The sequence below is a fragment of the Maledivibacter halophilus genome (assembly GCF_900167445.1).
Taxonomy (GTDB): domain Bacteria; phylum Bacillota; class Clostridia; order Peptostreptococcales; family Caminicellaceae; genus Maledivibacter; species Maledivibacter halophilus.
In genome coordinates this window covers 38,530-61,044 of record NZ_FUZT01000016.1, presented here as the reverse complement: position 1 = coordinate 61,044, position 22,515 = coordinate 38,530, and the positions used below count along the sequence as shown (strand labels likewise).

Annotated in this window: 22 protein-coding genes and 1 other annotated feature (1 of these 23 only partly in view); all 22 genes read left to right on the top strand. The window is 31.5% G+C overall.

The window, feature by feature from the left end; genetic code table 11:
- Positions 1-189: 189 nt before the first annotated feature.
- The 22 genes from B5X81_RS23070 (at position 190) to ispF (ending at position 22,228) form a co-directional block, all read left to right on the top strand.
- Positions 190-3,168, top strand: coding sequence for a sigma 54-interacting transcriptional regulator (locus B5X81_RS23070; RefSeq protein ID WP_079495304.1), 2,979 nt, complete (start codon positions 190-192; stop codon positions 3,166-3,168).
- Positions 3,169-3,636, top strand: a complete 468-nt coding sequence (locus B5X81_RS23065) for a PTS sugar transporter subunit IIA (protein ID WP_079495303.1) — start codon at positions 3,169-3,171, stop codon at positions 3,634-3,636.
- 187 nt (positions 3,637-3,823) lie between these two features.
- Positions 3,824-5,188: a PTS galactitol transporter subunit IIC gene (locus B5X81_RS23060; RefSeq protein ID WP_170917569.1), complete on the top strand. Its 1,365-nt coding sequence runs from the start codon at positions 3,824-3,826 to the stop codon at positions 5,186-5,188.
- A 19-nt stretch (positions 5,189-5,207) separates the two neighbouring features.
- Positions 5,208-5,510 carry a PTS sugar transporter subunit IIB gene (locus B5X81_RS23055; protein ID WP_079495301.1) on the top strand — a complete coding sequence of 101 codons (303 nt, stop codon included), beginning with the start codon at positions 5,208-5,210 and terminating at the stop codon, positions 5,508-5,510.
- A gap of 150 nt (positions 5,511-5,660) precedes the next feature.
- Positions 5,661-6,689 (top strand): zinc-dependent dehydrogenase, encoded by a 1,029-nt coding sequence (locus tag B5X81_RS23050; protein WP_079495300.1) that lies wholly within the window; start codon positions 5,661-5,663, stop codon positions 6,687-6,689.
- A 36-nt stretch (positions 6,690-6,725) separates the two neighbouring features.
- A complete protein-coding gene (locus tag B5X81_RS23045; RefSeq protein ID WP_079495298.1) occupies positions 6,726-7,484 on the top strand; it encodes an SDR family NAD(P)-dependent oxidoreductase in 759 nt (252 codons plus the stop codon).
- Between the two features lie 178 nt (positions 7,485-7,662).
- Entirely contained in the window at positions 7,663-7,935 is a 273-nt protein-coding gene (locus B5X81_RS23040; RefSeq protein WP_079495297.1) for a PTS sugar transporter subunit IIB, read from the top strand.
- 298 nt (positions 7,936-8,233) lie between these two features.
- Positions 8,234-9,352, top strand: a complete 1,119-nt coding sequence (locus B5X81_RS23035) for an iron-containing alcohol dehydrogenase family protein (protein WP_079495295.1) — start codon at positions 8,234-8,236, stop codon at positions 9,350-9,352.
- Positions 9,353-9,554: 202 nt separating this feature from the next.
- Positions 9,555-10,349: a Cof-type HAD-IIB family hydrolase gene (locus tag B5X81_RS23030; RefSeq protein ID WP_079495294.1), complete on the top strand. Its 795-nt coding sequence runs from the start codon at positions 9,555-9,557 to the stop codon at positions 10,347-10,349.
- 314 nt (positions 10,350-10,663) lie between these two features.
- Complete coding sequence (locus B5X81_RS23025; protein WP_079495292.1) at positions 10,664-11,632, top strand: sugar-binding transcriptional regulator; 969 nt, start codon at positions 10,664-10,666, stop codon at positions 11,630-11,632.
- 97 nt (positions 11,633-11,729) lie between these two features.
- Positions 11,730-12,092, top strand: coding sequence for a transcriptional regulator GutM (locus B5X81_RS23020; RefSeq protein WP_079495291.1), 363 nt, complete (start codon positions 11,730-11,732; stop codon positions 12,090-12,092).
- Between the two features lie 54 nt (positions 12,093-12,146).
- Positions 12,147-12,686 carry a PTS glucitol/sorbitol transporter subunit IIC gene (gene srlA, locus B5X81_RS28240; RefSeq protein ID WP_079495289.1) on the top strand — a complete coding sequence of 180 codons (540 nt, stop codon included), beginning with the start codon at positions 12,147-12,149 and terminating at the stop codon, positions 12,684-12,686.
- A 30-nt stretch (positions 12,687-12,716) separates the two neighbouring features.
- Positions 12,717-13,697 (top strand): PTS glucitol/sorbitol transporter subunit IIB, encoded by a 981-nt coding sequence (gene srlE, locus B5X81_RS28235; RefSeq protein WP_079495288.1) that lies wholly within the window; start codon positions 12,717-12,719, stop codon positions 13,695-13,697.
- Between the two features lie 63 nt (positions 13,698-13,760).
- Positions 13,761-14,114, top strand: a complete 354-nt coding sequence (locus tag B5X81_RS23005) for a PTS glucitol/sorbitol transporter subunit IIA (RefSeq protein WP_079495287.1) — start codon at positions 13,761-13,763, stop codon at positions 14,112-14,114.
- Between the two features lie 257 nt (positions 14,115-14,371).
- Entirely contained in the window at positions 14,372-15,667 is a 1,296-nt protein-coding gene (locus B5X81_RS23000; RefSeq protein WP_079495285.1) for an NAD(P)H-dependent oxidoreductase, read from the top strand.
- A 273-nt stretch (positions 15,668-15,940) separates the two neighbouring features.
- Entirely contained in the window at positions 15,941-16,900 is a 960-nt protein-coding gene (locus tag B5X81_RS22995) for a thiamine pyrophosphate-dependent dehydrogenase E1 component subunit alpha (RefSeq protein ID WP_079495284.1), read from the top strand.
- Positions 16,901-16,913: 13 nt separating this feature from the next.
- On the top strand, positions 16,914-17,897 hold the full coding sequence (locus B5X81_RS22990; protein ID WP_079495282.1) for an alpha-ketoacid dehydrogenase subunit beta: 984 nt from the start codon (positions 16,914-16,916) through the stop codon (positions 17,895-17,897).
- Between the two features lie 15 nt (positions 17,898-17,912).
- Positions 17,913-19,241 carry a 2-oxo acid dehydrogenase subunit E2 gene (locus B5X81_RS22985; protein WP_079495281.1) on the top strand — a complete coding sequence of 443 codons (1,329 nt, stop codon included), beginning with the start codon at positions 17,913-17,915 and terminating at the stop codon, positions 19,239-19,241.
- A 90-nt stretch (positions 19,242-19,331) separates the two neighbouring features.
- The gene (gene lpdA, locus B5X81_RS22980; RefSeq protein ID WP_079495358.1) at positions 19,332-20,762 is read left to right on the top strand and encodes a dihydrolipoyl dehydrogenase; all 1,431 of its coding nucleotides are present in this window, start codon (positions 19,332-19,334) and stop codon (positions 20,760-20,762) included.
- A gap of 28 nt (positions 20,763-20,790) precedes the next feature.
- Positions 20,791-21,054 (top strand): HPr family phosphocarrier protein, encoded by a 264-nt coding sequence (locus B5X81_RS22975; protein ID WP_079495279.1) that lies wholly within the window; start codon positions 20,791-20,793, stop codon positions 21,052-21,054.
- 124 nt (positions 21,055-21,178) lie between these two features.
- On the top strand, positions 21,179-21,514 hold the full coding sequence (locus B5X81_RS22970; protein WP_079495278.1) for a hypothetical protein: 336 nt from the start codon (positions 21,179-21,181) through the stop codon (positions 21,512-21,514).
- 240 nt (positions 21,515-21,754) lie between these two features.
- The gene (gene ispF, locus B5X81_RS22965) at positions 21,755-22,228 is read left to right on the top strand and encodes a 2-C-methyl-D-erythritol 2,4-cyclodiphosphate synthase (RefSeq protein ID WP_079495276.1); all 474 of its coding nucleotides are present in this window, start codon (positions 21,755-21,757) and stop codon (positions 22,226-22,228) included.
- Positions 22,229-22,281: 53 nt separating this feature from the next.
- Positions 22,282-22,515: a binding site (T-box leader), on the top strand; it runs 15 nt beyond the window's last position.

Here is a 22,515-nt window from a genome sequence, read left to right as displayed (position 1 = left end):
AGTAATACATATGCAGTACAAAAAATACCATGGAAGATGGTACAAATAGTATACATGGGTATATAATGTTTTTAAGTGAAATCGTTTTCTCTTGTAAGGGTTGAAAAATCTATCTTAAGGATAATAAAGGAAATTAATAATTAATGTGGCATAGATATTGCTTTTAATTTATTGACGAGGGGGAGAATTATGGAAAAGAAATTAATTGAGCTCATTAATAAAGAAAATAATAGGAATCCCTATACTGATTCAGAGTTGTCTAAACTTTTGAACGTTAGGAGAGAATTGGTTACCCTTTCAAGACAAAAACTTGGTATTCCAGATTCCAGGGAAAGAAGAAAAAGAGTTTTATTAAAAACTATAGATGAAATTCTTCATATGGATAAAAACATTTCAGAAAGGGAACTTACAAAAGAAGTAAATAAAAGAGGATTTGATATATCAAGACATACCATAAGACAAAGTAGAAAAGAATTAAAAGATTATAAAAAAAATCAATTGAATATGGTAAATAATGATTTGGAGGAAACTATTGAAAAAATAAGATTAGAACCCTCAAATAAATTTTCATTTAAAAACATTATAGGTGCTCAGGGTAGTTTGAAGCCCTTTATACAATTAGCAAAGGCGGCAATGTTATATCCACCCCATGGTTTACACACCCTTATATTAGGCGCTACGGGTGTTGGGAAAAGTGAACTGGCTATTGCAATGTATGAGTTTTCAAAGTTATCAAACATGATTAAAGATAATGCTCCTTTTATAGTTTTCAATTGTGCTGACTATGCAGACAACCCTCAACTCTTGATGGCTCAATTGTTTGGATATGTAAAAGGTGCCTTTACTGGGGCAGATATAGATAAAGAAGGATTAGTAGAAAAAGCAGATGGAAGCTTGCTTTTTTTAGACGAAGTTCATAGACTGCCTCCAAAAGGTCAGGAATTACTTTTCTATTTGATTGATAAAGGCAAATTTAGAAGACTAGGAGAAACTGAAATTGAAAGAAAAGTACAAGTAACTATTTTAGCAGCTACAACAGAAAATCCTGATTCTATTCTTCTTAATACATTTAGAAGAAGAATACCTATGACTATACAATTACCTCCATTAGATAAACGCCCCCTTAAGGAAAGGCTTGAAATTATTAAGGAGTTTATTAGAAAAGAAGCGAGTAGAACTCATAGTGCTATTAAAATATGCAAGGATGCTTTAAAAGCATTCCTATTATATGATTGTCCTGGTAATATAGGACAATTAAGAAGCGATATTCAAGTATCATGTGCTAGAAGCTTTCTCAATCATGTAGTTAATAAATCTAAAATAATGAGGATAACAATTAATGAGTTACCTTCAGATACTAAAAAAGGGCTATTGAAAATAAAAAATAATAGAATTGAAATACAAAGGCTTACTATTGATTCTAATATAATTATTCATCCAGATAATAAGCCAGATAAGATTGTAGGCAATGAAGGCATTTATATATTTCCCAATGAAATATATAAATACATTGAGGATAGATATAATGATTTGCAAAATCAAGATATGAATCAGGAAATTATTAATTATATTATTGGAAATGAAATAGAAGAAAAATTAGAGAAGCTAATTAAAAAAGTTGAAGATAATATAAGGCCTATAGAGAAAAAAGATTTAATAAAAATAGTTGGTATAGAAGTAATAAATGCAGTTGAAAAAATTATAAAGATTGCCAAGTGGAAATTGGGTATTGATGCAGGTAAATTATATTATGTTCTGGCTGTCCACTTGAGCACAACCATAGAAAGAATAAGTAAAGGCAAAATGATAAGAAATCCTCAATTAAGTAAGATTAAAAAAGAATATGAACATGAATTCAAAATAGCCCTAGAAATGACAGAGGTATTGGAAGAAGAGCTTGATATTCAATTATCAGAAGACGAAGCAGGTTTTATAACAATGTACTTAAGAATGATGACAAAAGAGAAAGAGGCAGAAATTGAAGGCAGAGTTGGAGTTGTAATTATATCCCATGGAAAAGTAGCTAATGGTATGGCTGATGTGGCCAATAGATTATTAGGGGTTGCCCATGCTAAATCAATAGAGATGTCTTTGGATGAAAGTCCAGAGATAGCATTGGAACGGTCAATTGATATTGTTAAAAATGTCGATGAAGGCAAGGGAGTTTTATTACTTGTTGATATGGGATCATTAATAACCTTTGGGGAGATAATAACACAAAAAACTGGGATAAGGACTAGAAGCTTAAATAGAACAGATACTGTAATGGTTATTGAAGCTGTAAGAAGATCCATTCTTCCAGATGCTGACTTAGATGAAATAGCAGATACCCTTGAAGAAAAAACAAAATATATAAGTAGATTAACAAATTCAAACAAAAAAATAGAAAATAGAAGCTTTAAGAAACGAAAAGCTATTATAACAGTTTGTATAACAGGGCAAGGCTCAGCACAAAAGATAAAAGAGCTTTTAGAAAATGTGACTAGTGAATATGAAGACTCCATAAGAATTATACCAATTGGAGTATTGGAATCTAATATGAAAAATATTGTTTTGAATATACAAAGTAAAAACCATGTAGTTGCAATAGTGGGAACAGTTAATCCTAATATGAATAATATTCCTTTTATATCCTTGGAAGATATCGCCAAAGGTAATGGGGTTAATAGGCTGAAGAATCTTATAGAAAATGATGATATCAAAACTATTGATATAAAAAAGGATAGATATGAGTATAGGCTTTTAGATTTAATCCACAGTTCGTTGACTATATTAAATGGGAATTTCAAATACAAAGAAGAAGTTATTTTTGAATTGAGTAAATTATTAATTGAGAATAAGTATGTAAAAGAGGGTTTTATTTATTCTGTATTAACTAGAGAAGAGATGGCACCAACATTTTTAACAGAGGGTGTGGTTATACCCCATGCAAATCCTAGTTATGTTCTAAAACCGGGAATTGCTCTAGGTAAGCTAAAAAGAGAAATATATTGGGATGGAAAAAGAATTAAGTTTGTAATGATGTTAGCTTTAACTTCTCAATGTATGAAAGCTATGGGAGAAATTTATGATTTTTTTCAAGACAGAAATAATTTTATGAATATCATTGAACAAAACAGATTTGAAGGAATTAGAAATGTTTTATTGACATACAAAGGAGGGAATTAAGTGGTAGTGATTGAGAAGCTATTAAATGAAGAATTAATAGTACTAGATATGGAAGCAAAGGATTCTGATCAGGCTATTGAAATACTTGCAGAAGTTTTATATAAAAATAATTTTGTTAAAGAAAGCTATATGAAGGCTGTAAAAGATAGAGAAAAAATTTTTCCTACAGGTTTACCAACTAAAGGGGTAGGGGTAGCCATTCCCCACACAGATTCTAAACATGTAAATAAGGCTGCAATAAGTATAGGAATACTTAAAAATCCTGTTAAATTTAATATGATGGGATATTCTGAAGGACATGTAGATGTGGAATTAATATTCATGTTGGCAATAAAAGATCCAAAAGAACAATTACAAGTTTTAGAAAATCTTATAAATCTTATTCAGAATTATGATGCTTTGATACATATTAGAAAAAGTAAAAACCAATCTGAGATTGTTAAATTAATAGGTGAGGAAATTGCATAATTACCTTCAGTAAAAACTATCTACTATATAATATGGCTTTAGAATTTGCGAAGGCATATCACCTGTATTAAATTTTAAATAATATTATGAGATTTTTATAATAAAACAAGAAGGTGGTGATATATGGTAAGTCTATAGATTATTTTTATTGTCAAAGCACTAATAAAAACTAAAAAGGAGGATATTTATGATTATCAAAACTGTAGTTGATTTTATTCTTGGTCTTGGACCAGCTATTATGTTGCCAATTATATTAACTATATTTGGATTAATATTAGGGCAAAGTTTAAAAAAATCTTTTAAAGCTGGTGTAACAGTTGGAGTAGGATTTGTGGGGATTAATTTGGTAATTGGTTTATTAACAAGTTCTTTAGGAGCAGCAGCTCAATCCTTAGTTGAATCATTAGGACTTAATCTTGACATTATAGATGTTGGATGGCCAATAGGTGCAGCCATAACTTTTGCCACTCCTATCGCAGCTATATTAATACCAATAATTTTCTTTTTCAATATAATACTTTTATCAGTGAACTTTACTAAAACCATGGATGTTGATATTTGGAATTACTGGCATTTAATTTTTCCAGGAGCTATGGTGTACTATGCAACTCAAAACATCTGGATATCCATTTTATTAACTTTAGTTAATGCAGCTATAATTTTTAAATTGGCGGACTGGACAGCTCCGGCTGTTGAAAATCATTTTGGATTACCGGGGATTTCTTTACCACATGGAGAAACAGTTAATTTTGCACCTATAATGTATGCATTAAATAAAATTGAAGATAAAATTCCTCTATTTGATAAAGTGAAAGCTGACCCAGAGGCATTAAAGAAAAGGCTTGGAATATTTGGAGAACCTCTAATGATGGGACTTGTGTTAGGACTTATCTTGGGAATACTAGGAAGGTTTGATTTAGCTGGAATTTTAGAACTAGGGATTCAAATGGGTGCAATAATGGTACTTATGCCTAAAATGGTTGCTTTATTAATGGAGGGCTTAATACCTATTTCCGAAGGTGCAAGGGAATTTATATCAAAAAGATTTCCCGGTAAAAAAGTATATATTGGATTAGATGCTGCTGTAGTTATAGGGAATCCTGCTAATATGGCAGTAGCTCTCATAATGGTTCCTATTACAATATTATTAGCAGTTATTTTACCTTATAATAAAATGCTGCCATTTGCAGATTTAGTAGTATTGCCATTTACTGTAATATGGGCTGTGGCTGCTTCTAGAGGCGATATTTTTAGAGGAGTAATTAATTCTATAATTTCAATGTGTTTAGTATTTTTTATAGCAACTAATTTAGGACCTCTTACCACGCAGATGGGACATGCAGTAGGATTTGACTTTCCGGAGGGGGCAACTATGATTTCTGGCATAGATATGAGTTGCCATATTACATTATGGTTAATATTAAAACTTATAGATTATAAAAATACTCCTATGTTTTTAGCTGGAGTTTTTGGTACACTTCTATATGCTGGAATGTGGTACTGGACAAGGAAAGATATAAGAAAACAATTTGAGAAAGAAACTATAAAATAATATATAAAGGGGGAGCTATATGAAGCAGAAAAAAATATTAGTGGCCTGTGGTACTGGTATAGCCACATCTACAGTTGTGGTTAAGAAACTAAAGACATTATTGGATCAACATGGAGCAGCTGCTAATGTACAACAGTGTAAAGTTTCAGAATTGGATTCTAAATTAGATGATGTTGATTTAATTATTACAACAACCCCATATAAAAATACCATAAATGATGTACCTGTTGTAGTAGCGATATCATTTTTAACAGGTGTAGGTATAGAAAATGACATAAATAAAATAGTTGAGATAATTAGTAAAGATCATAAAGATAATTAAAAAAAATAGCAAGTATTAATATTTATATTAATACTTGCGTAAAATTGAAAAGTATACCTAATAATATTTTAGAAAATTTTGTTTAAAATGTAAATATATAAAAGTGAAAATTCTACCATAAAAGCGTAATTGGTAGGAAGGAGAAAAGAAATGAAGGCAGCTGTTTATTATGATATTGGAGATATAAGATATGAAGAGCTAGAAAAGCCTGAGATTGGCTTTGGAGAAGTACTTGTAAAAATGAAGAGCTGTGGATTATGCGGTACAGATGTTCATAAAGTTCTTCACAAAACTGTAAAGCCCCCTGTGGTTTTAGGGCATGAAGTAGCAGGTGAGATTGTTGAAGTAGGAAAAGATGTGAAAAAATTCAATATAGGTGATAGAGTTTTTTTTGCCCATCATGTTCCATGTTTTACTTGCGAATACTGTAGAAAAGGACATTATACTTTATGTAGTCATTTTAGAGAAACAAATATATATCCAGGTGGATTTTCAGAATATATCAGAGTTCCGATAGATAATGTAAAACATACTATGCATAAGATTCCAGAAAATATGAGTTTTCAGGAAACATCGATGGTAGAACCTTTAGCTTGTTGTTTGTATGGAGTAAATAAGCTAAATGTAAGATATGGAGACAGTGTTCTTATAATGGGAGCGGGGCAAGTAGGAATTTTGTTTTGTCAGCTAATGAAATTTTTAGGTGCAAGTAAAGTTATAGTTAGTGATATTTCTACTTATAAGCTTTCCAAGGCCAAGGAAGCAGGTTCAGATGAAGTTATAGACGTATCACAAGAGGATTTGATAGAAGGAATAAAAAAAATAACAAAGGGCAAAGGGATAGATACCGCTATAATTGCCACAAGTATATCTTCTTTGTTGAAGGACTCCGTAAAGTGTATAGCTAGAGGTGGACAAATTTTGGTTTTTTCTCCCTTTGATATTAATTCTACTGTAGCCATTAATTCCAAAAGATTTTTTAATGACGAGATAAGTATATTTGGCAGTTATTCTTCATCTCCCTTTGATTATGATATCGCTATTAAGTTAATAAGTGAAAAGAGAATTGATGTAAATAAAATGATAACCCATAAAATTAAGCTTAATGAATTACAAAAGGCTATAGATATAACTACAGATACAAAGCAGAATTCTTTAAAAATAATAATAGAACCCTAATATGATGATTTTCTTATTGCAAGGGAGGAATATGCCATGTGTTTAAAGGATAAAGTAATTGCAATAACCGGCGCAGGTAAAGGGATAGGTAGGAGAATTGCTATTGAGATGGCCCGAGAAGGTGGAAAGATTGCAGTGGCTGATATATCTAAAGAAGATGGTTTAGATACTTGTAATATAATTAAAGAAAATGGTGGAATTTCAATTTTTACACAAACAGATGTTAGTCATTATCAAGATTTGATTAATTTTAGAAATAAGGTTATTGCAAGATTTAAAAAAGTAGATATATTAATAGTAAATGCAGGAATTAGTTTTAGAAGAAATATAAAGGATTTAAAATTAGAAGAATGGAAGAAAGTTATTGATGTAAATCTTACTGGTTCATTTTTTACAGTTAAAGCCTTTCTAAATGACTTATTAGATAAAAATGAAAAACAGAAAAGAAAGATTATATTTATTACATCGGGATCTGCATTTACAGGTAGTGGGGGCGGCGCACATTATGCAGCATCTAAAGCAGGGCAACATGGGCTTTTAAGGGCGCTATCTAAGGAATTAGGAGGAAAGGGAATAAATGTAAATGCTATAGCTCCAAGAGTTATTGAAACAGAAATATTAAATGAGCTTTATCCTAATGGGGCAAAACGCAATGCTTTAGTTGATGCTATTCCCATAAAAAGATTAGGAAGACCAGAGGATGTTGCTTATTTAGTATGCTTCTTAGCTTCTGATAAGGCTTCGTATATTCATGGGCAAACTATTATTTTAGATGGAGGAAGAACCTTTCAATAACTTAACTTTACAGTGATATAGGTTTTAATGTTAATTGAGAAACTTACATAATTAACATTATTAATTTTAAAATACAATATGTAGGAATATTACCTGACTTTCTCTACTACATTTTGCATTTTAAAAATTTTTACATGTATTATGAAATTTCCTCAATTATCTATAGGAGGTAAAATATATGAAAAAGATACTTGTTGCTTGTGGGACTTCTGAAAACAAAAAAAAATTTGCAGTAAATACTATAAAAGATTATTGTTTAAAAGAAGGTGTTAACGTAGAGGTAGAGGGTAAAAACGTTTATGAAGTAAATTTGGAAGAAGAAAAGCCCAATGTAATTGTCTTAATAGGTCCCAATAAATTTAAAACTGATATACCAATTGTTGTGGGAACTGCTTTTATTACAAAATTAAATATGGATGAAGCTTGTAAAGAAATATTATCTTATTTATAAAATTAATCTAAAGATAAAACAGCTTTAAGGTTTAATAAATATCAAATGAAAAATATAGGAGCATTCATTATTTTCTTTGAAATCTATTTTAAATGATAATCTTGCTTATCTATAATACCAAAACCAATAGGAGTTAATTAAATTATATATAAACTTCTATTGGTTGATTTTTTACAGATTATAATTATAATGTATAGTAAAATAGCCTTATATTATTAATTTGTATATTTTAGTTTTAATAATTTGTATCAAAATACTAATCTGGTTGCTTAAAGCTGAAAGGAGAGAAAACCGCAAGATGAATTTTTTACTTAATCTACCAAACAATATAGTTTTTGGAGAAAATACGATTGATGGCTTAGGAGAAAAGGTTAAAGCCTTTGGCAGTAAGTGTATTATAGTTACAGGAAAGAAATCTACAAAATCATCTGGTGCCTTAGATAAAATAATTAGTAGTTTAAAGAAATCTAAAATATCCTTCTTTATTTTTGATGAAGTAAAGGGTGAGCCAGATACAGAAATGGTTGATAAAGTTAGAAATCTAGCTAAGACAGAAGGTGTAGAATTTATTATAGGTGTTGGCGGTGGCAGCGCTTTAGATGTTGCCAAAGCTGCAGCAGGACTTTATAATCAAAACCTGAAAACTCTCAGTTATCTTAACAAAGAACCCTTTGAATATAGGGGAATACCCTTTATTGGTATCCCTACAACTTCTGGAACTGGAAGTGAAATAACATTAAATTCAGTTTTATATAATAAAAGTAAAGGAAATAAAAATAGCATAGCCCACCCTAGGTTTCAGTCAAAACTTAGTATAATAGATCCTACCCTTACTTATTCAATGCCCGATGCAATTACCGCAGCTTCAGGGATGGATGCATTGACCCATGCTATAGAATCCTACACTTCATTAGCAGCTAATCCAATTACTTTAGCTTTAGCAGGAAAAGCCATAGAGCTAATAGGTCAAAATTTAGTTAAAGCAGTAGATAATGGATTGGACAAAGATGCAAGGGCGAATATGGCTTTGGGTAGTGTAATTGCTGGACTGGCCTTTTCTCAAACCGGTGTAGGTGTTGCCCATTCTATTTCCCATCCGCTAGGTGCTCTTTTCCATATTCCCCACGGAGTTGCAAATGCTATATTATTGCCTGTAGTTATTGAATACAATGATAAAACATGTCATAATAGATATGAAGAAATTAGTGTGTTATTGGGTGGAAATATGAAGGCTTCAGAGCAGATTAGAAAACTAATAAAAAGCATGCCGATTCCAAAGACATTATTAGAGGCAGGGTATAAGAAGGGAAGAGAAAAAGAAATTGTAGAAAAAACATTTCAGTCAAGATCATTAAAGAAAAATCCAAGGCCGGTGAAAGAAAAGGATGTGTTAGATATAATTAGAGAATGTATGTAAAGATAATCCTTTGATTTTAAATGTTTTTTATATAAATGAGTAAATTGCATAATTACCTTATATATTATGTAATTTACTCAAATTAGAATATATTTGTATAAAATTATATATTGCTGTATATTGTGGAGTACAGGTTTTATTAAAAATTCCATATAAAAGTGCTTAAGATAATAATTATTGTAAAAATAAAGGGGAAGATACTATGTATAAGATGATAGCATTAGATGTAGATGGCACTCTGATCGGATCAGATGGTGTAATAAGTCAGGAAACAAAGGCAAGTATTAATGCAGCAATAAAAAAAGATATTAAAATAATACTTATTTCCGGTAGAGAGGCTTACTCCATAAATATATTTGCAAAGGAACTAAATTTAAACCAATTAATTGTTTCTTTAAATGGAGCCATGGTTATAGATAGCCAATTAGAAAAGATTTTCTTTAGAAAAGATATAGAGCCTGAAATAACAGAGAATATTATAAAAATTTGTGAAGAAAAAAATATTTCTATGGTTTTATTTTCAGGAAATGAATTATTTGCTAATCATGAAGACGAAGATATTAAACTATTTAGGAAATATTCCCATGCACCTGTAAATAATGTAGGGAAGTTGTCGGATTTTTATAAAAACCATTTAGTCAGTAAAGTGCTGATGATTGCTGATAACAAGAAATTACTTGAGGTCAAAGGAGCTTTAGAAAAAAGCTATTCTCAAGAAATTAATATTGAATTTTCAAAGCCCTTTTTTCTAGAAATATACAATAAAAATACAAGTAAAGGAATTATGCTAAAAAAAATAGCTGACTATTATGGAATAGAAAGTAAAGAAATAATAGCAATAGGTGATGGAGAAAATGATATATCTATGATAGAATATGCAGGAATGGGAGTGGCCATGGGAAATGCTTTAGAAAATGTAAAGGAAAAAGCAGATTTTATAACACTTCCACAATCTGAAAATGGTGTTGGGTACGCAATAGAAAAGATTTTATTTTAATATACAAATTATAAAACATCCTTTTAGTAGGAATAAAAAGGGATGTTTTATTTTGTTTGTTGAGATGTTAAAAAAATAACATAAAACCACAAAAAATCTATCAACCTGTTAACAATCGTCAAAATTCACAGAATTTTTCAATTTTTTAAAACATAGGAAATCAAATACATTAGCAAATTTAATGAGGAAGTAGTAAATAAAATGACAAGTTAATAAATAAACAATTGTTGACTGTTTTAAAAACCAACCATATAATAATAGTAAACATATGAAAAATATTTTACACATTGAAAAAAAATTCACGGAGGATTGTCATGGATAATAAAACAAATGATATAAGATTGCTAGTTAGATGTTCACAAATGTATTATGAGGACGGGCTGAATCAAGCTCAGATTTCTAAGAAATTAGGAATTTCAAAATCATCTATATCAAGGATTTTAAATTCTGCTAAGGAAGAGGGGATTATAAAAATCTCAGTTTTGAATCCTTTGCCTAATGAATATATTTATCTTGAAAAGGGATTGGAAAAGAAGTTTGGATTAAAAGAAGTCATTGTTGTTGACAGCAAATCTAATGAACCTCGTGAGATTAAACAGGAACTTGCAAAGGCCAGTGCCGAGTATTTGGAGCGTGTAATAAAAGATGATGATATTATTGGCGTTACATGGGGAACTACAATAAAAGAAATTACTAAATATGTAAAGAATAATCGAAGAAATAAAGTTACATTTATTCCCCTTTTAGGTGGCCTTGGACAGTCAAATATAGATATACATTCAAATCAGATTGCTTTAGAGCTTGCAAAAAAATTTAAAGCTGATTCAAGATTACTCCATGCACCTTGTATAATTGACGATCCAGAAAGAAAAAAAATGTTTATTGAAGATAAAAATATACAAACATTTTTAAAATTACTGGAAAAAGTAAATATAGCAATAACAGGAATAGGTTCTCCTCAATTAAATACCTCTACAATGTTGGCAACGGGATATTATAGTAAAAAGCAGATAGAAAACTTAGTTCAGGAAGGTGCAGTTGCCGATATTAGCAGTTTGTTTATTGATAAATTTGGACAAGGGGATTCTTTTGAAAATAATAATAGAGTTATAGGCGTTACTTTGAATCAAATAAAAAATATACCATTGACTATAGGAGTTGCTGGACATGAGAAAAAGACAAAAGCTATTTTAGCAGCTCTTCGTGGAGGATATATAGATGTACTTATTGTAGATGATAAAACTGCTCAGGGAATATTGAACCTAGATAATTTTGACGATTGATTAGCTTATAGTGAAACATAAGAGTCGATATTATTTTCTTGAAAAAATAATATTGAAAGAAAATATGTTTAATAATAGGGTCGTGGGGGATTGAAAATTGAATAATATTGGAAAAGTATTGGGTTTTATATTTATAATGTGGATGATTCAAGGAATATTATCTTATTTTCAAATTAAACATTTCAGAGAAAGAATTAGGCAACTAAAGAAAAAGGGGAAAATATTGATAGGCCAGCAAAAAGGAAGATTTGCTGCAGGTAGTATTGTAATTTTAGTAGTAGACGATAAGAATAATATTATTGATGCTGAAGAAATGAATGGCTTTACAGTTTTTAATAAGTTTAAGAAAAAAAATCACATCATTGGAAAGAATGTAGAGGATGCAGAGAGCATAATAGCTAATGTTAGAGGAAAACAAAGTATAAAAGCTATTAGAAAAGCTTTAGAGGGGGTGAGTTGAAAAAATTAAAGGATAAAGCTTTTATAAAAAAACTTTAAATAAGGAGGAGAGCAAATGTTTGAATCTATGGCCAATTTGGCCGAAGGCTTCATAGGTCTGTTTGAACAAGGGGGAGAAACCTTCGTAGGCTTGGTAACAGGTATATTACCAACATTAATTGTATTAATAACAGCAGTAAATTCTATTATTAAGCTTGTGGGAGAGGAAAAGGTTAACAGAATCGCTAAAATAGCAACTAAAAACGTTATAACAAGATATACTATATTACCGCTTATGGCTGTATTTTTCTTAACTAATCCCATGTGTTATACATTTGGAAAGTTTTTAGATGAAAAATATAAACCGGCTTTTTATGATGCTGCCGTATCCTTTGTACATCCTATAACTGGACTTTTTCCCCATGCCAATGCATCAGAACTATTTGTTTATCTTGGAGTGGCAGAAGGAATAAAAAAGCTAGGATTACCCTTAGGGGATCTTGCTATTAGATTTTTCCTTGTAGGATTGATTGTAATATTTATACGTGGAATGGTTACAGAGATGGTAACAAAACGTATGATGGCTAAAAAAACATCGTCAGATGTTCCAGCTTGAGAAAATTTTAAAAATAGTGAGGTGAATTAGATGTCTTATAAAGCTATTAAAATTACTAAGGGATCCAGTGGATGGGGAGGGCCCCTGTTAATAAAACCTAGTAAAGAAAAAGATGTAATTTTATCAGTAACTGGAGGAGGGATACATCCATTAGCTCAAAGGATTGCTGATTTAACGGGAGCAACTGCCGTAGATGGTTTTAAAACTACAGTTCCAGATGAAAGAATAATGATTGCAGTTATTGATTGCGGAGGAACAGCAAGATGTGGTGTTTATCCTAAAAAAAGAATTTTTACTCTAAATATAACTCCTGTAGGACAATCTGGGCCTTTAGCACAATATATTAAAGAAGATATTTATGTTTCTGGAGTAAGGGAAAAGGATATCACTTTAATTGATGAAGAAGTATTAGAAAAAGAAAAGGAATTCAAGGAAGAAAAGGAAAATGAAACCTATAAAAAATCATCAGAAAGAACTCCAAAAAATCAAAATATAATAGAAAAAATTGGTAGAGGTGCTGGACAAGTAGTAAAAGTTTTCTATTCAGCAGGGCGAGAAACAATAGATTCCGTAATAAAAAATATATTACCCTTTATGGCTTTTGTTTCAATGCTCATTGGAATTATTCTTAAATCAGGAATTGGAGATTTGATAGCCAATGTAATTGCTCCCTTTTCCGGCAGTATAATAGGATTACTTGTTATTTCTATAGTGGCTGCGATTCCCCTGCTTTCACCTTTATTAGGACCAGGAGCTGTTATTGCCCAAGTAGTAGGAGTTTTAATTGGAGTTGAAATAGGAAAGGGAAATATTCCAGCGCAATATGCTCTTCCAGCACTTTTCGCTATTAATCCTCAAGTTGGATGTGATTTTATCCCTGTTGGATTAAGTTTAGGAGAAGCGGAACCTGAAACAGTTGAAATTGGCGTGCCGGCCATTCTGTTTTCAAGACTAATAACAGGTCCCATATCTGTTATTATAGCATATTTGTTTAGTATTGGTTTATATTAATTTATTAAAATATTAAATTAGAATTTAAAAAATTGTGGCACTAATAATTTTAGGAGGTAGATTATGAAATATCAAGTTGAAATAGTAAAATTCGGACAAATGGTAAAAGAATTTTTAGATGGTGGAATGATGATAATATTTAATGACAATGCTCCCCCGGAATTAGCTGAAATATCAGTGCTGCATACATATGGGAATTTACAAGAAAATATAGAGGCAGGAGATAGGATCAAAATTGGAAATATGGAATATTTAATAACATCAATAGGCCATGAAGCTAATAAAACATTAAAGGAATTGGGACATTGTACATTTAAGTTTAATGGATTAAAAGAAGCAGATTTACCAGGGGTAATTTGTTTAGAAAACAAAGAAAAACCCCATATGAAAATAGGTGATGAAATCATTATATATTAATTGCTGTTTTAGTTTATACATGTACAAATACCCAGCTCTCTTGGGAGTTTTGGACATGTATAAACTATTAAATCTTTATATAGTAATGTTAAACTCCAATTTATTTTACAATAGATTTATTAAAAATTTCCTCAATTCTAAAATATTTATTGGAAACAATAATATTTTTTTATAGCATTTATGAAATAAATTTATAACATTGAAAATAATTTCAAGAATCAAAATAGCTTATAAATAAAAAATTAGGAGGAATGAAGATGCTAGGATTAAATACAAGATTGAAACAATTGGAAGAAGAAGGAAAACAAATTCAAATAGGACTTATTGGCGCTGGTCAAATGGGAAAGGGCATGGTAAGTCAGATGTCTTTAATGAAGGGAATGAAGCCTTCATTAGTAATTGATATTGATGTGGAAAATGCAATAAAAGCTTATACCTTAACTGGAGTTAAAAAAGAAGATATTGTAGTAGCTAAAAAGCTGCAGGATGTGAATTATGCAATGGAGAAGGGCAAATTTGTAGTTTCTGATAATGCAGATCTAGCCGTTAAAGCTAATTTAATAGATGCTGTAGTAGATGCAACAGGAGTTCCCGATGTAGGTGCAAAAATTGCAATGGAATCGATTTTAAATAGAAAACATATTGTAATGTTAAATGTTGAGACTGATGTTGTTATAGGGCCTATACTTAAAAAAATGGCGGATAATGCAGGCGTAATTTATACTGGTACAGCAGGAGATGAACCAGGAGCAGTTAAAGAATTATATGACTTTGCAGATGGAATGGGATTCGATATTGTGGCTATTGGAAAAGGTAAAAATAATCCGGTAAACCGTGAGGCAAATCCCGATAGTGTCAGAGAACAGGCTTTAAAATCAGGAGTGAGTCCTAAAATGTTAGCTTGTTTTAAAGACGGAACAAAAACTATGGTAGAAATGACTGCTATGGCAAATTCTATGGGATTTATTCCTGATATAAGAGGAGGACATGGACCTATTGGAAAAGTTCATGAACTTCCAGAAATGTTCAAATTAAAAGAAGAGGGTGGAATACTAAACAAATATAAAATTGTAGACTATGTAAATGGGGTTGCACCGGGTGTGTTTATTATTGTAACAACTAAACTCCCACAAATCCATCATGAGATGCAATATCTAAGCATGGGCTCAGGACCAAATTATGTACTTTATCGTCCATATCATTTATGTAGTTTAGAAACTCCATTAACTGCCGCAAGGGCTTATATATACAAAGAGCCTACAATTGCACCAATGGATGGAAAGCCAATAGCTGAAACTTTGACAATAGCAAAGAAAGATATGAATAGAGGCGAAAGACTAGATGGTATAGGCGGATTTACTGTTTATGGAAGTATAGATACTTATGAGAAAGCAAGAAAAGAAAATGCTGTTCCACTAGGCTTAATTAATAAGAATGCGGTTTTAACTAAAGATGTTAAAAAAGGCCAATTAATAACATATGATATGGTTGATATTGATAGGTCCACATTAATTTACAAGCTTAGAAGCTTACAAGAAGAACTAATTGGATAGTACAATAAAAACCATACATAAAAAACCATTGCATTTAAAAGCAAAAAATCTCTCTCTATCTATTTTGGGAAAAATAAATAATACTAGTAGAATAAAACCCTTCTAAGGATTTTAAAAGTTATTTGAATATAAATGGCATATTATTTGCTTATATAAACTGATAGTAATTAAAGCAAAGTTTATATATAAGGGGGATAATTTATTATTATTAAAAAGTAATTCAAGAAATATTTTAATTAAGAAATAATTAGAAAAAAGTAGGAGGTAAAGAAAGTGGATATAAGTAAAGAAACCTTTAAAGAGATGTATAAGCGAATGAATGAAGCCAGGGCTTTTGAAGAAAAAGTCAGCTATTTTTTCGCAAGGGGAATGGTTCATGGGACAACTCACCTTTCAGTGGGGGAAGAAGCATCAGGCGTGGCTGCATGTATGGCATTAAATGATGATGATTTAATGGCAGCCACCCATAGGGGCCATAGTCAGGTAATAGGTAAGGGAATTGATTTAAATAGAATGATGGCCGAGCTTTTAGGTAAGCAAACGGGATATTGTAAAGGCAAAGGTGGCTCTATGCATATAGCAGATGTGGCTGCAGGAAATCTTGGAGCAAATGGTGTTGTTGGTGGAGGTCATGGTATTGCAGTGGGAGCAGCCTTGACCCAGCAAATTAAAAAAACAGGAAAAATAGTATTGTGTTTCTTTGGAGATGGAGCTGCAAATGAAGGCAGTTTTCACGAAGCATTGAACCTTGCTTCAGTATGGAAATTACCAGTAATATTTTATTGTGAAAACAATTTATATGGTATGTCAACTCCTATGGCAAAGCATATGAATATAGAGGATATTGCAAAACGTGCTGAATCATATGGAATACCAGGTTATATAGTGGATGGAAATGATGCAGTAGCAGTATATAAAAGGGTTAAGGAAGCAGCAGGATATGTAAGGAGCGGCAAGGGCCCTGTATTAATTGAAAGCAAGACATATAGATGGCTGGGACATTCAAAGAGTGATGCAAATATATATAGAACAAAGGAAGAAATAGAAAAGTGGAAGAAAAAATGCCCAATAAAGAGATTAAGAAAATACCTTTTAGAAAATGAAGTTCTTACAGAAGATGAGATATCGGTTATAGAAAAAAAGGCAATTGATGATATAGATGGGGCCGTGGACTTTGCAAACAATAGTCCAAACCCACCAATAGAAAGTCTGCTTGAAGATATATATGCATAAAGGAGGTAAAAAAATGAGAGAAATAACATATGCTGAGGCTATAAGAGAAGCAATGAGTGAAGAAATGAGAAGAGATGAAAATGTCATATTTATTGGCGAAGACATAGGCCTATATGGGGGAGCCTTTGGAGTATCCGTTGGAATGATAGATGAATTTGGAGAAGAAAGAGTTAGGGATACACCTATTTCAGAAGCAGCTATTGCAGGGGCAGCAGCAGGAGCGGCAGTAACTGGATTAAGACCGATTGCAGAAATAATGTTTATGGACTTTAGTACAATAGCAATGGATTCAATTGTTAATCAAGCTGCAAAGATACGATATATGTTTGGAGGAAAGGCTAAGGTACCAATGGTGGTTCGTTGTCCTGCCGGATCAGGTACAGGGGCAGCAGCACAGCATTCTCAAAGTTTAGAAGCATGGTTCTGTCATGTACCAGGACTAAAGGTAGTAGCACCCTCTACCCCAGAAGATGCAAAGGGGCTATTGAAAGCATCAATCAGAGATGACAATCCTGTAATTTTCGTAGAACAAAAATTATTATATAGAAAAAAAGGTGTAGTTACAGAAGAAGAAGATTTTATTATACCCTTGGGTAAAGCAGATATAAAAAGAGAAGGAACTGATGTAACAATAATTGTATATGGCAGGATGCTTGAAAGAGCTTTAAATGTGGCTAAGGAAGTGGAAAAAGAAGGAATAAGTGTAGAAGTAGTTGATCCAAGGACTTTAGTACCATTAGATAAGGAAACAATTATAAAATCCGTATCAAAAACTGGAAGGGCAATAGTTGTAAATGAAGCGGTAAAAACCGGTGGATATGCTGGAGAAATTGCAGCAGTAATTACAGAAAGCGAAGCCTTTGATTATTTAGATGCGCCAGTATTAAGATTGGCAGGTAAAGATGTACCTATTCCATATAATCCTGAACTGGAAAAGGCAGTAGTTCCAAGTGAAGATGATATTAAAGAAGCGATTTATAAAGTTATGAATAGATAAAGGAGGGAGGAATATATGGCAACAGAAGTCATAATGCCCAAAGCTGGTATGGCCATGGAAGAAGGAACTGTTATTAAATGGCTTAAAGAAGAAGGGGACAAAGTAGAAAAGGGAGAAGCTATACTGGAAATATTAACAGACAAGGTTAATATGGAGGTTGAAGCTGAAGTAGGTGGTATTCTCTTAAAAACTATAGCTAAAGAAGGAGAAGTATTGCCAGTTTTTTCAACTATTGCATATATAGGAGAAGAAGGAGAAAAAATTCCTGATGCCTATGAAGAAACAAAGAAGAGGAATGAAGGAAAACATGTAACTCCAAAAGAAAATCAAATAAAGGAAACTCAAAGAGAAGAAATCTCTTTTTCAAATACAAAGATCAGAGCTACTCCTGCTGCTAGAAGAGCAGCAAGGGAAAAACATATAGAGCTTTCACAAATAAGAGGAACGGGACCAAAGGGAAGAATTCAGCTATGTGATGTAGAAAGCTTCAGGGAAATAGAAAAATCAAGGAAAAGGTCAACGCCATTGGCAGCAAATATTGCTAAGGCTCAAGGCATAAATATAGAAGATATTGAAGGCAGCGGCTTTAAAAATAAGGTTTTAAAAGCCGATGTAGAAAAATACTTGAGTCATGAAAAGAATCTAAGGGAGGAAGAGGACAAAATTATTCCCCTTACAGGTATGCGAAAGGTAATTGGCAGCAGAATGAGGGATAGTTACTTTACAGCTCCAACCTTCACATTAAATATAGATGTTGATATGACTAATGTAAAAGCTTTGAGAAATGAAGTAAAGGATTCTATATTTAATGAAACAGGAAATAAAATTACATTTACAGATATAATTATAATGGCAGTTTCCAAAGCATTGATGAAATATCCTATTGTAAATGCTTCTTTGGTAGAAGAAGGTATTTTATTACATAATTACGTTAATATTGGATTGGCAGTAGGATTAGATGAAGGGTTATTAGTTCCAGTTATAAGAGATACCCATAAAAAATCCTTGAGTGAAATTGTAAACTCTACCAAGGATGTAATTGAACGTACTAAAAACAACAAGCTTTTACCCGATGAAATGGAGAAAAGTACATTTACCATCAGTAATTTGGGGATGTTTGGAATAACACATTTTAACCCTATCATCAATCAACCCAATAGTGCTATTTTAGGTGTAAATACAATTACAGATAAAATGGTAGTTATCAATAAAAAACCTGATATTAGACCAATAATGTGCTTAAGCCTTACGGTAGACCATAGGGTTATAGATGGAGCTCCCGGTGCTAAGTTTTTACAATATCTTAAGGATTTACTGGAAAATCCAATGAAGCTTTTAATTTAAATCATAAGCTTATAAACCCCATCATTTACTTTGAAATTTATTTTCCGTATTAATATTATTTATCTACAGAAGGGAGTTTTAAGTTTGGCAATGGAAATAATAATGCCTAAAACAAAAAGTAATAAAGATCAAAATGGAAAAAATGAATACTATGATGTAATTGTTATTGGAGGTGGACCAGCAGGTTATGTGGCTGCTATTAAGGCTGCACAATTAAATGGGAAAGTAGCTTTAATAGAAAAGGATGTAGTAGGTGGAACCTGCCTTAATAGGGGATGTGTTCCTACAAAGACATATTTAAGAAATGCTGAAATTATAGAAACAATAAAGTATTCAAATAACAGAGGTATAATTCTAAAAAATTCAAATATTGAAATAGACATGAATAAAGTAGTAGATGAAAAGAACAAAGTGGTTGAAACTCTTACAACTGGAGTTATGGGACTACTGAAAAGCTATGGAGTAACTACTTATAATGGAGTAGGGAAAATAACAAAAGATAAAAGAGTTATAATTAATGCTTCCAAGATTATAGACGGTAAAAAAATAATATTAGCTGGAGGCTCTAAAACAGCCAAAATAAATATACAGGGGATAGAAAGTCCCTTAGTTCTTACCAGCAGCGAGATTCTAGATTTAAAGGAAATTCCTAAAAGCTTGGCTATAATAGGTGGTGGAGTTATAGGAGTAGAACTTGCCACAGTATTTAGCTCATATGGCAGTGAAGTAACAATTATTGAAATGCAGGATAGAATTGTTCCCCTAATGGATAAAGATATTTCCCTTGAATTATTTAACAATCTTAAATCAAAGGGAATAAATATATTTACATCCTCAGGAGTTAAAAGAATAGAAGAAAACAATAATAAATTGATTATATATTTACATAATAATGAAATTATAAAAACAGATAAAGCTTTATTATCCATTGGAAGAGTACCAGATTTAGATGGGATAGGAGATGTAAGCTTCCAAATGGAAAGGGGGAAAATACAGGTTAATGAATATATGGAAACAAGTATAAATGGGATATATGCACCGGGAGATATAAATGGACTTAATATGTTAGCCCATGCTGCATTTAAAATGGGAGAAATAGCAGCTTCAAATGCCATGGGTGGAAGTGAAAAAATTAATCTGGCCAATGTTCCAGGATGTATTTATACACTTCCAGAGGTAGGATGTGTAGGTCTTTCAGAAGATGAAGCTAGAAAAAAATATGATATAAGTATAGGACGGTTTAACTTTGGGTCAAATGGTAGGGCCTTAGCTTCAGGGGAAATAAAGGGATTTGTAAAAGTAATAGTAGATAGAAAATATGGAGAAATACTAGGAGTACATATAATAGGTCCATCAGCAGCAGAAATAATTAATGAGGCTGCTGCATTAATGGAAATGGAGATAACAATTAATGAAGTAGTTAAAATTATACATGGACATCCAACCTTTTCTGAAGCCTTTATGGAGGCATGTGGAGATGCTTTAGGATGTAGTATACATTTGCCTAAAAAACAGCTTTAAACTTAAATACAGATAAGGGAGGAATAAAATGAGAAAAATAGAAGTTGTTTTAAGAAATGAAACAGGTTTACATGCAAGGCCTGCAAGTATCTTTGTTAAGGAGGCATCCAAGTATTCATCGGATATAAAAGTTGTTAAGGACGGACAAGAATACAATGCAAAGAGTATAATGGGAATCCTCAGTATGGGAGCAGGAAAGGGTATTAAACTCACTATTATAGCCGAAGGGCAGGATGAAATTAAAGCAGTTTCAGAATTAAAGAATCTAATAGGGAGTAATTTCGAAGAATAAAAAAATCAGCCTATGGAAATAGGGTTTATCAATCATAAAGTAGCCAATATATTCATAAATATATATTATCTAAAGCAAAAATAGGGTATACTTGATATAGATAGATCTTTAAAGAGGTGTTTATATGAGTATTACAAAAATGAAAGCTGATTTATACTGTGTTAATTGCAGAAAAAACACTCCCCATGAAGTAATATATATTGGAGAAGATATTGAAAAAATAACCTGTTTAGAATGCAAAGCATTTTTAGAAATTGATGAAAATCTTGTAATGTCCACATATGCCATGAATATATTAAAAAGGGTTTCTAGCAAACCCGAGAGAATGAGCAATGAAATTAAAAAGGATTTATCGAAGTTTTTATGTTCCATTCCCTTTAGAGTTGTGACAAAACCATATAGAATGGTAAAGGAATATAAAGAGTTAAAGGGAATAACTGGAGATAAAAGAGTAAAGTAATAGATAGATTTTAGTAGGGCTTAGAAATAAGCCCTTATATTTTTGCGATTGTAAATATAAAACTTGTAGGATTTATAGTTTTCAGATTAATGAAGAATATGATATACTTTAGTCGAAATAGGAAATAAATTTATAATTTCCTGGGAAATATGCAGAAATACATTAAAAGTAAATAGCATTTAAGGAGTTAGAATAATACATTAATTTAAAAGTTAATCTCAATCTGAAAGGATGAACAATATGCGTGTTGGAATAGGATATGATGTACATAAATTAGTTAAAGACAGAAAGCTCATTATAGGTGGAGTGGATATACCCTATGAAAAAGGACTTCTAGGTCATTCCGATGCCGATGTTTTACTTCATGCTATAAAGGATGCAATGCTTGGAGCCGTGGCATTAGGTGATATTGGTAAGCATTTTCCCGATACCGATGAAAAATATAAAGGAATTTCAAGTATTAAACTTCTTGCTAAGGTTAATAATAAATTGAAGGAAAAAGGATATAAAGTTAATAATATAGATGCAGTTATAATTGCACAAAAACCTAAAATGGCACCGCATATTGAAGAAATGAGGCGTAATATTTCTGAGGCTTTAAGTATTAATATAGATTGTATAAATGTAAAGGCTACAACCACTGAGGGCCTTGGGTTTACCGGTGAAGGTAAAGGAATTGCTTCTCAGGCAGTAGTTAGTGTTGACAAAATATAGGGATTTAAATATAATGTTATAAAGAAATAACTTTGAGATTTAATAAATTTCATATATTGGCTGTGAAGGGAATAAGTAAAAATGATGATTTCTCTAGAGAGTGAAATTCGATGGCTGGAAAATTTCACAGAATATATTTATTTTGAACCCACCCCAGAGCCTATGGCGGGAAAAGAAGTCATACGGTTGGCGATACCGTTATCATCGTAGGAAGATAATCTGTAAATATTAAATACTAAATCATTTTAAGCATAAATTATAGATTAATTAGAGTGGTACCGCGAATA

Coding starts and splice junctions, on each gene's coding strand:
- B5X81_RS23070 (WP_079495304.1), top strand. CDS start 190: ATGGAAAAGAAATTAATTGAGCTCATTAATAAAGAAAATAATAGGAAT.
- B5X81_RS23060 (WP_170917569.1), top strand. CDS start 3,824: ATGATTATCAAAACTGTAGTTGATTTTATTCTTGGTCTTGGACCAGCT.
- B5X81_RS23055 (WP_079495301.1), top strand. CDS start 5,208: ATGAAGCAGAAAAAAATATTAGTGGCCTGTGGTACTGGTATAGCCACA.
- B5X81_RS23050 (WP_079495300.1), top strand. CDS start 5,661: ATGAAGGCAGCTGTTTATTATGATATTGGAGATATAAGATATGAAGAG.
- B5X81_RS23045 (WP_079495298.1), top strand. CDS start 6,726: ATGTGTTTAAAGGATAAAGTAATTGCAATAACCGGCGCAGGTAAAGGG.
- B5X81_RS23040 (WP_079495297.1), top strand. CDS start 7,663: ATGAAAAAGATACTTGTTGCTTGTGGGACTTCTGAAAACAAAAAAAAA.
- B5X81_RS23035 (WP_079495295.1), top strand. CDS start 8,234: ATGAATTTTTTACTTAATCTACCAAACAATATAGTTTTTGGAGAAAAT.
- B5X81_RS23030 (WP_079495294.1), top strand. CDS start 9,555: ATGTATAAGATGATAGCATTAGATGTAGATGGCACTCTGATCGGATCA.
- B5X81_RS23025 (WP_079495292.1), top strand. CDS start 10,664: ATGGATAATAAAACAAATGATATAAGATTGCTAGTTAGATGTTCACAA.
- srlA (WP_079495289.1), top strand. CDS start 12,147: ATGTTTGAATCTATGGCCAATTTGGCCGAAGGCTTCATAGGTCTGTTT.
- srlE (WP_079495288.1), top strand. CDS start 12,717: ATGTCTTATAAAGCTATTAAAATTACTAAGGGATCCAGTGGATGGGGA.
- B5X81_RS23005 (WP_079495287.1), top strand. CDS start 13,761: ATGAAATATCAAGTTGAAATAGTAAAATTCGGACAAATGGTAAAAGAA.
- B5X81_RS23000 (WP_079495285.1), top strand. CDS start 14,372: ATGCTAGGATTAAATACAAGATTGAAACAATTGGAAGAAGAAGGAAAA.
- B5X81_RS22990 (WP_079495282.1), top strand. CDS start 16,914: ATGAGAGAAATAACATATGCTGAGGCTATAAGAGAAGCAATGAGTGAA.
- B5X81_RS22985 (WP_079495281.1), top strand. CDS start 17,913: ATGGCAACAGAAGTCATAATGCCCAAAGCTGGTATGGCCATGGAAGAA.
- lpdA (WP_079495358.1), top strand. CDS start 19,332: ATGGAAATAATAATGCCTAAAACAAAAAGTAATAAAGATCAAAATGGA.
- B5X81_RS22975 (WP_079495279.1), top strand. CDS start 20,791: ATGAGAAAAATAGAAGTTGTTTTAAGAAATGAAACAGGTTTACATGCA.
- B5X81_RS22970 (WP_079495278.1), top strand. CDS start 21,179: ATGAGTATTACAAAAATGAAAGCTGATTTATACTGTGTTAATTGCAGA.
- ispF (WP_079495276.1), top strand. CDS start 21,755: ATGCGTGTTGGAATAGGATATGATGTACATAAATTAGTTAAAGACAGA.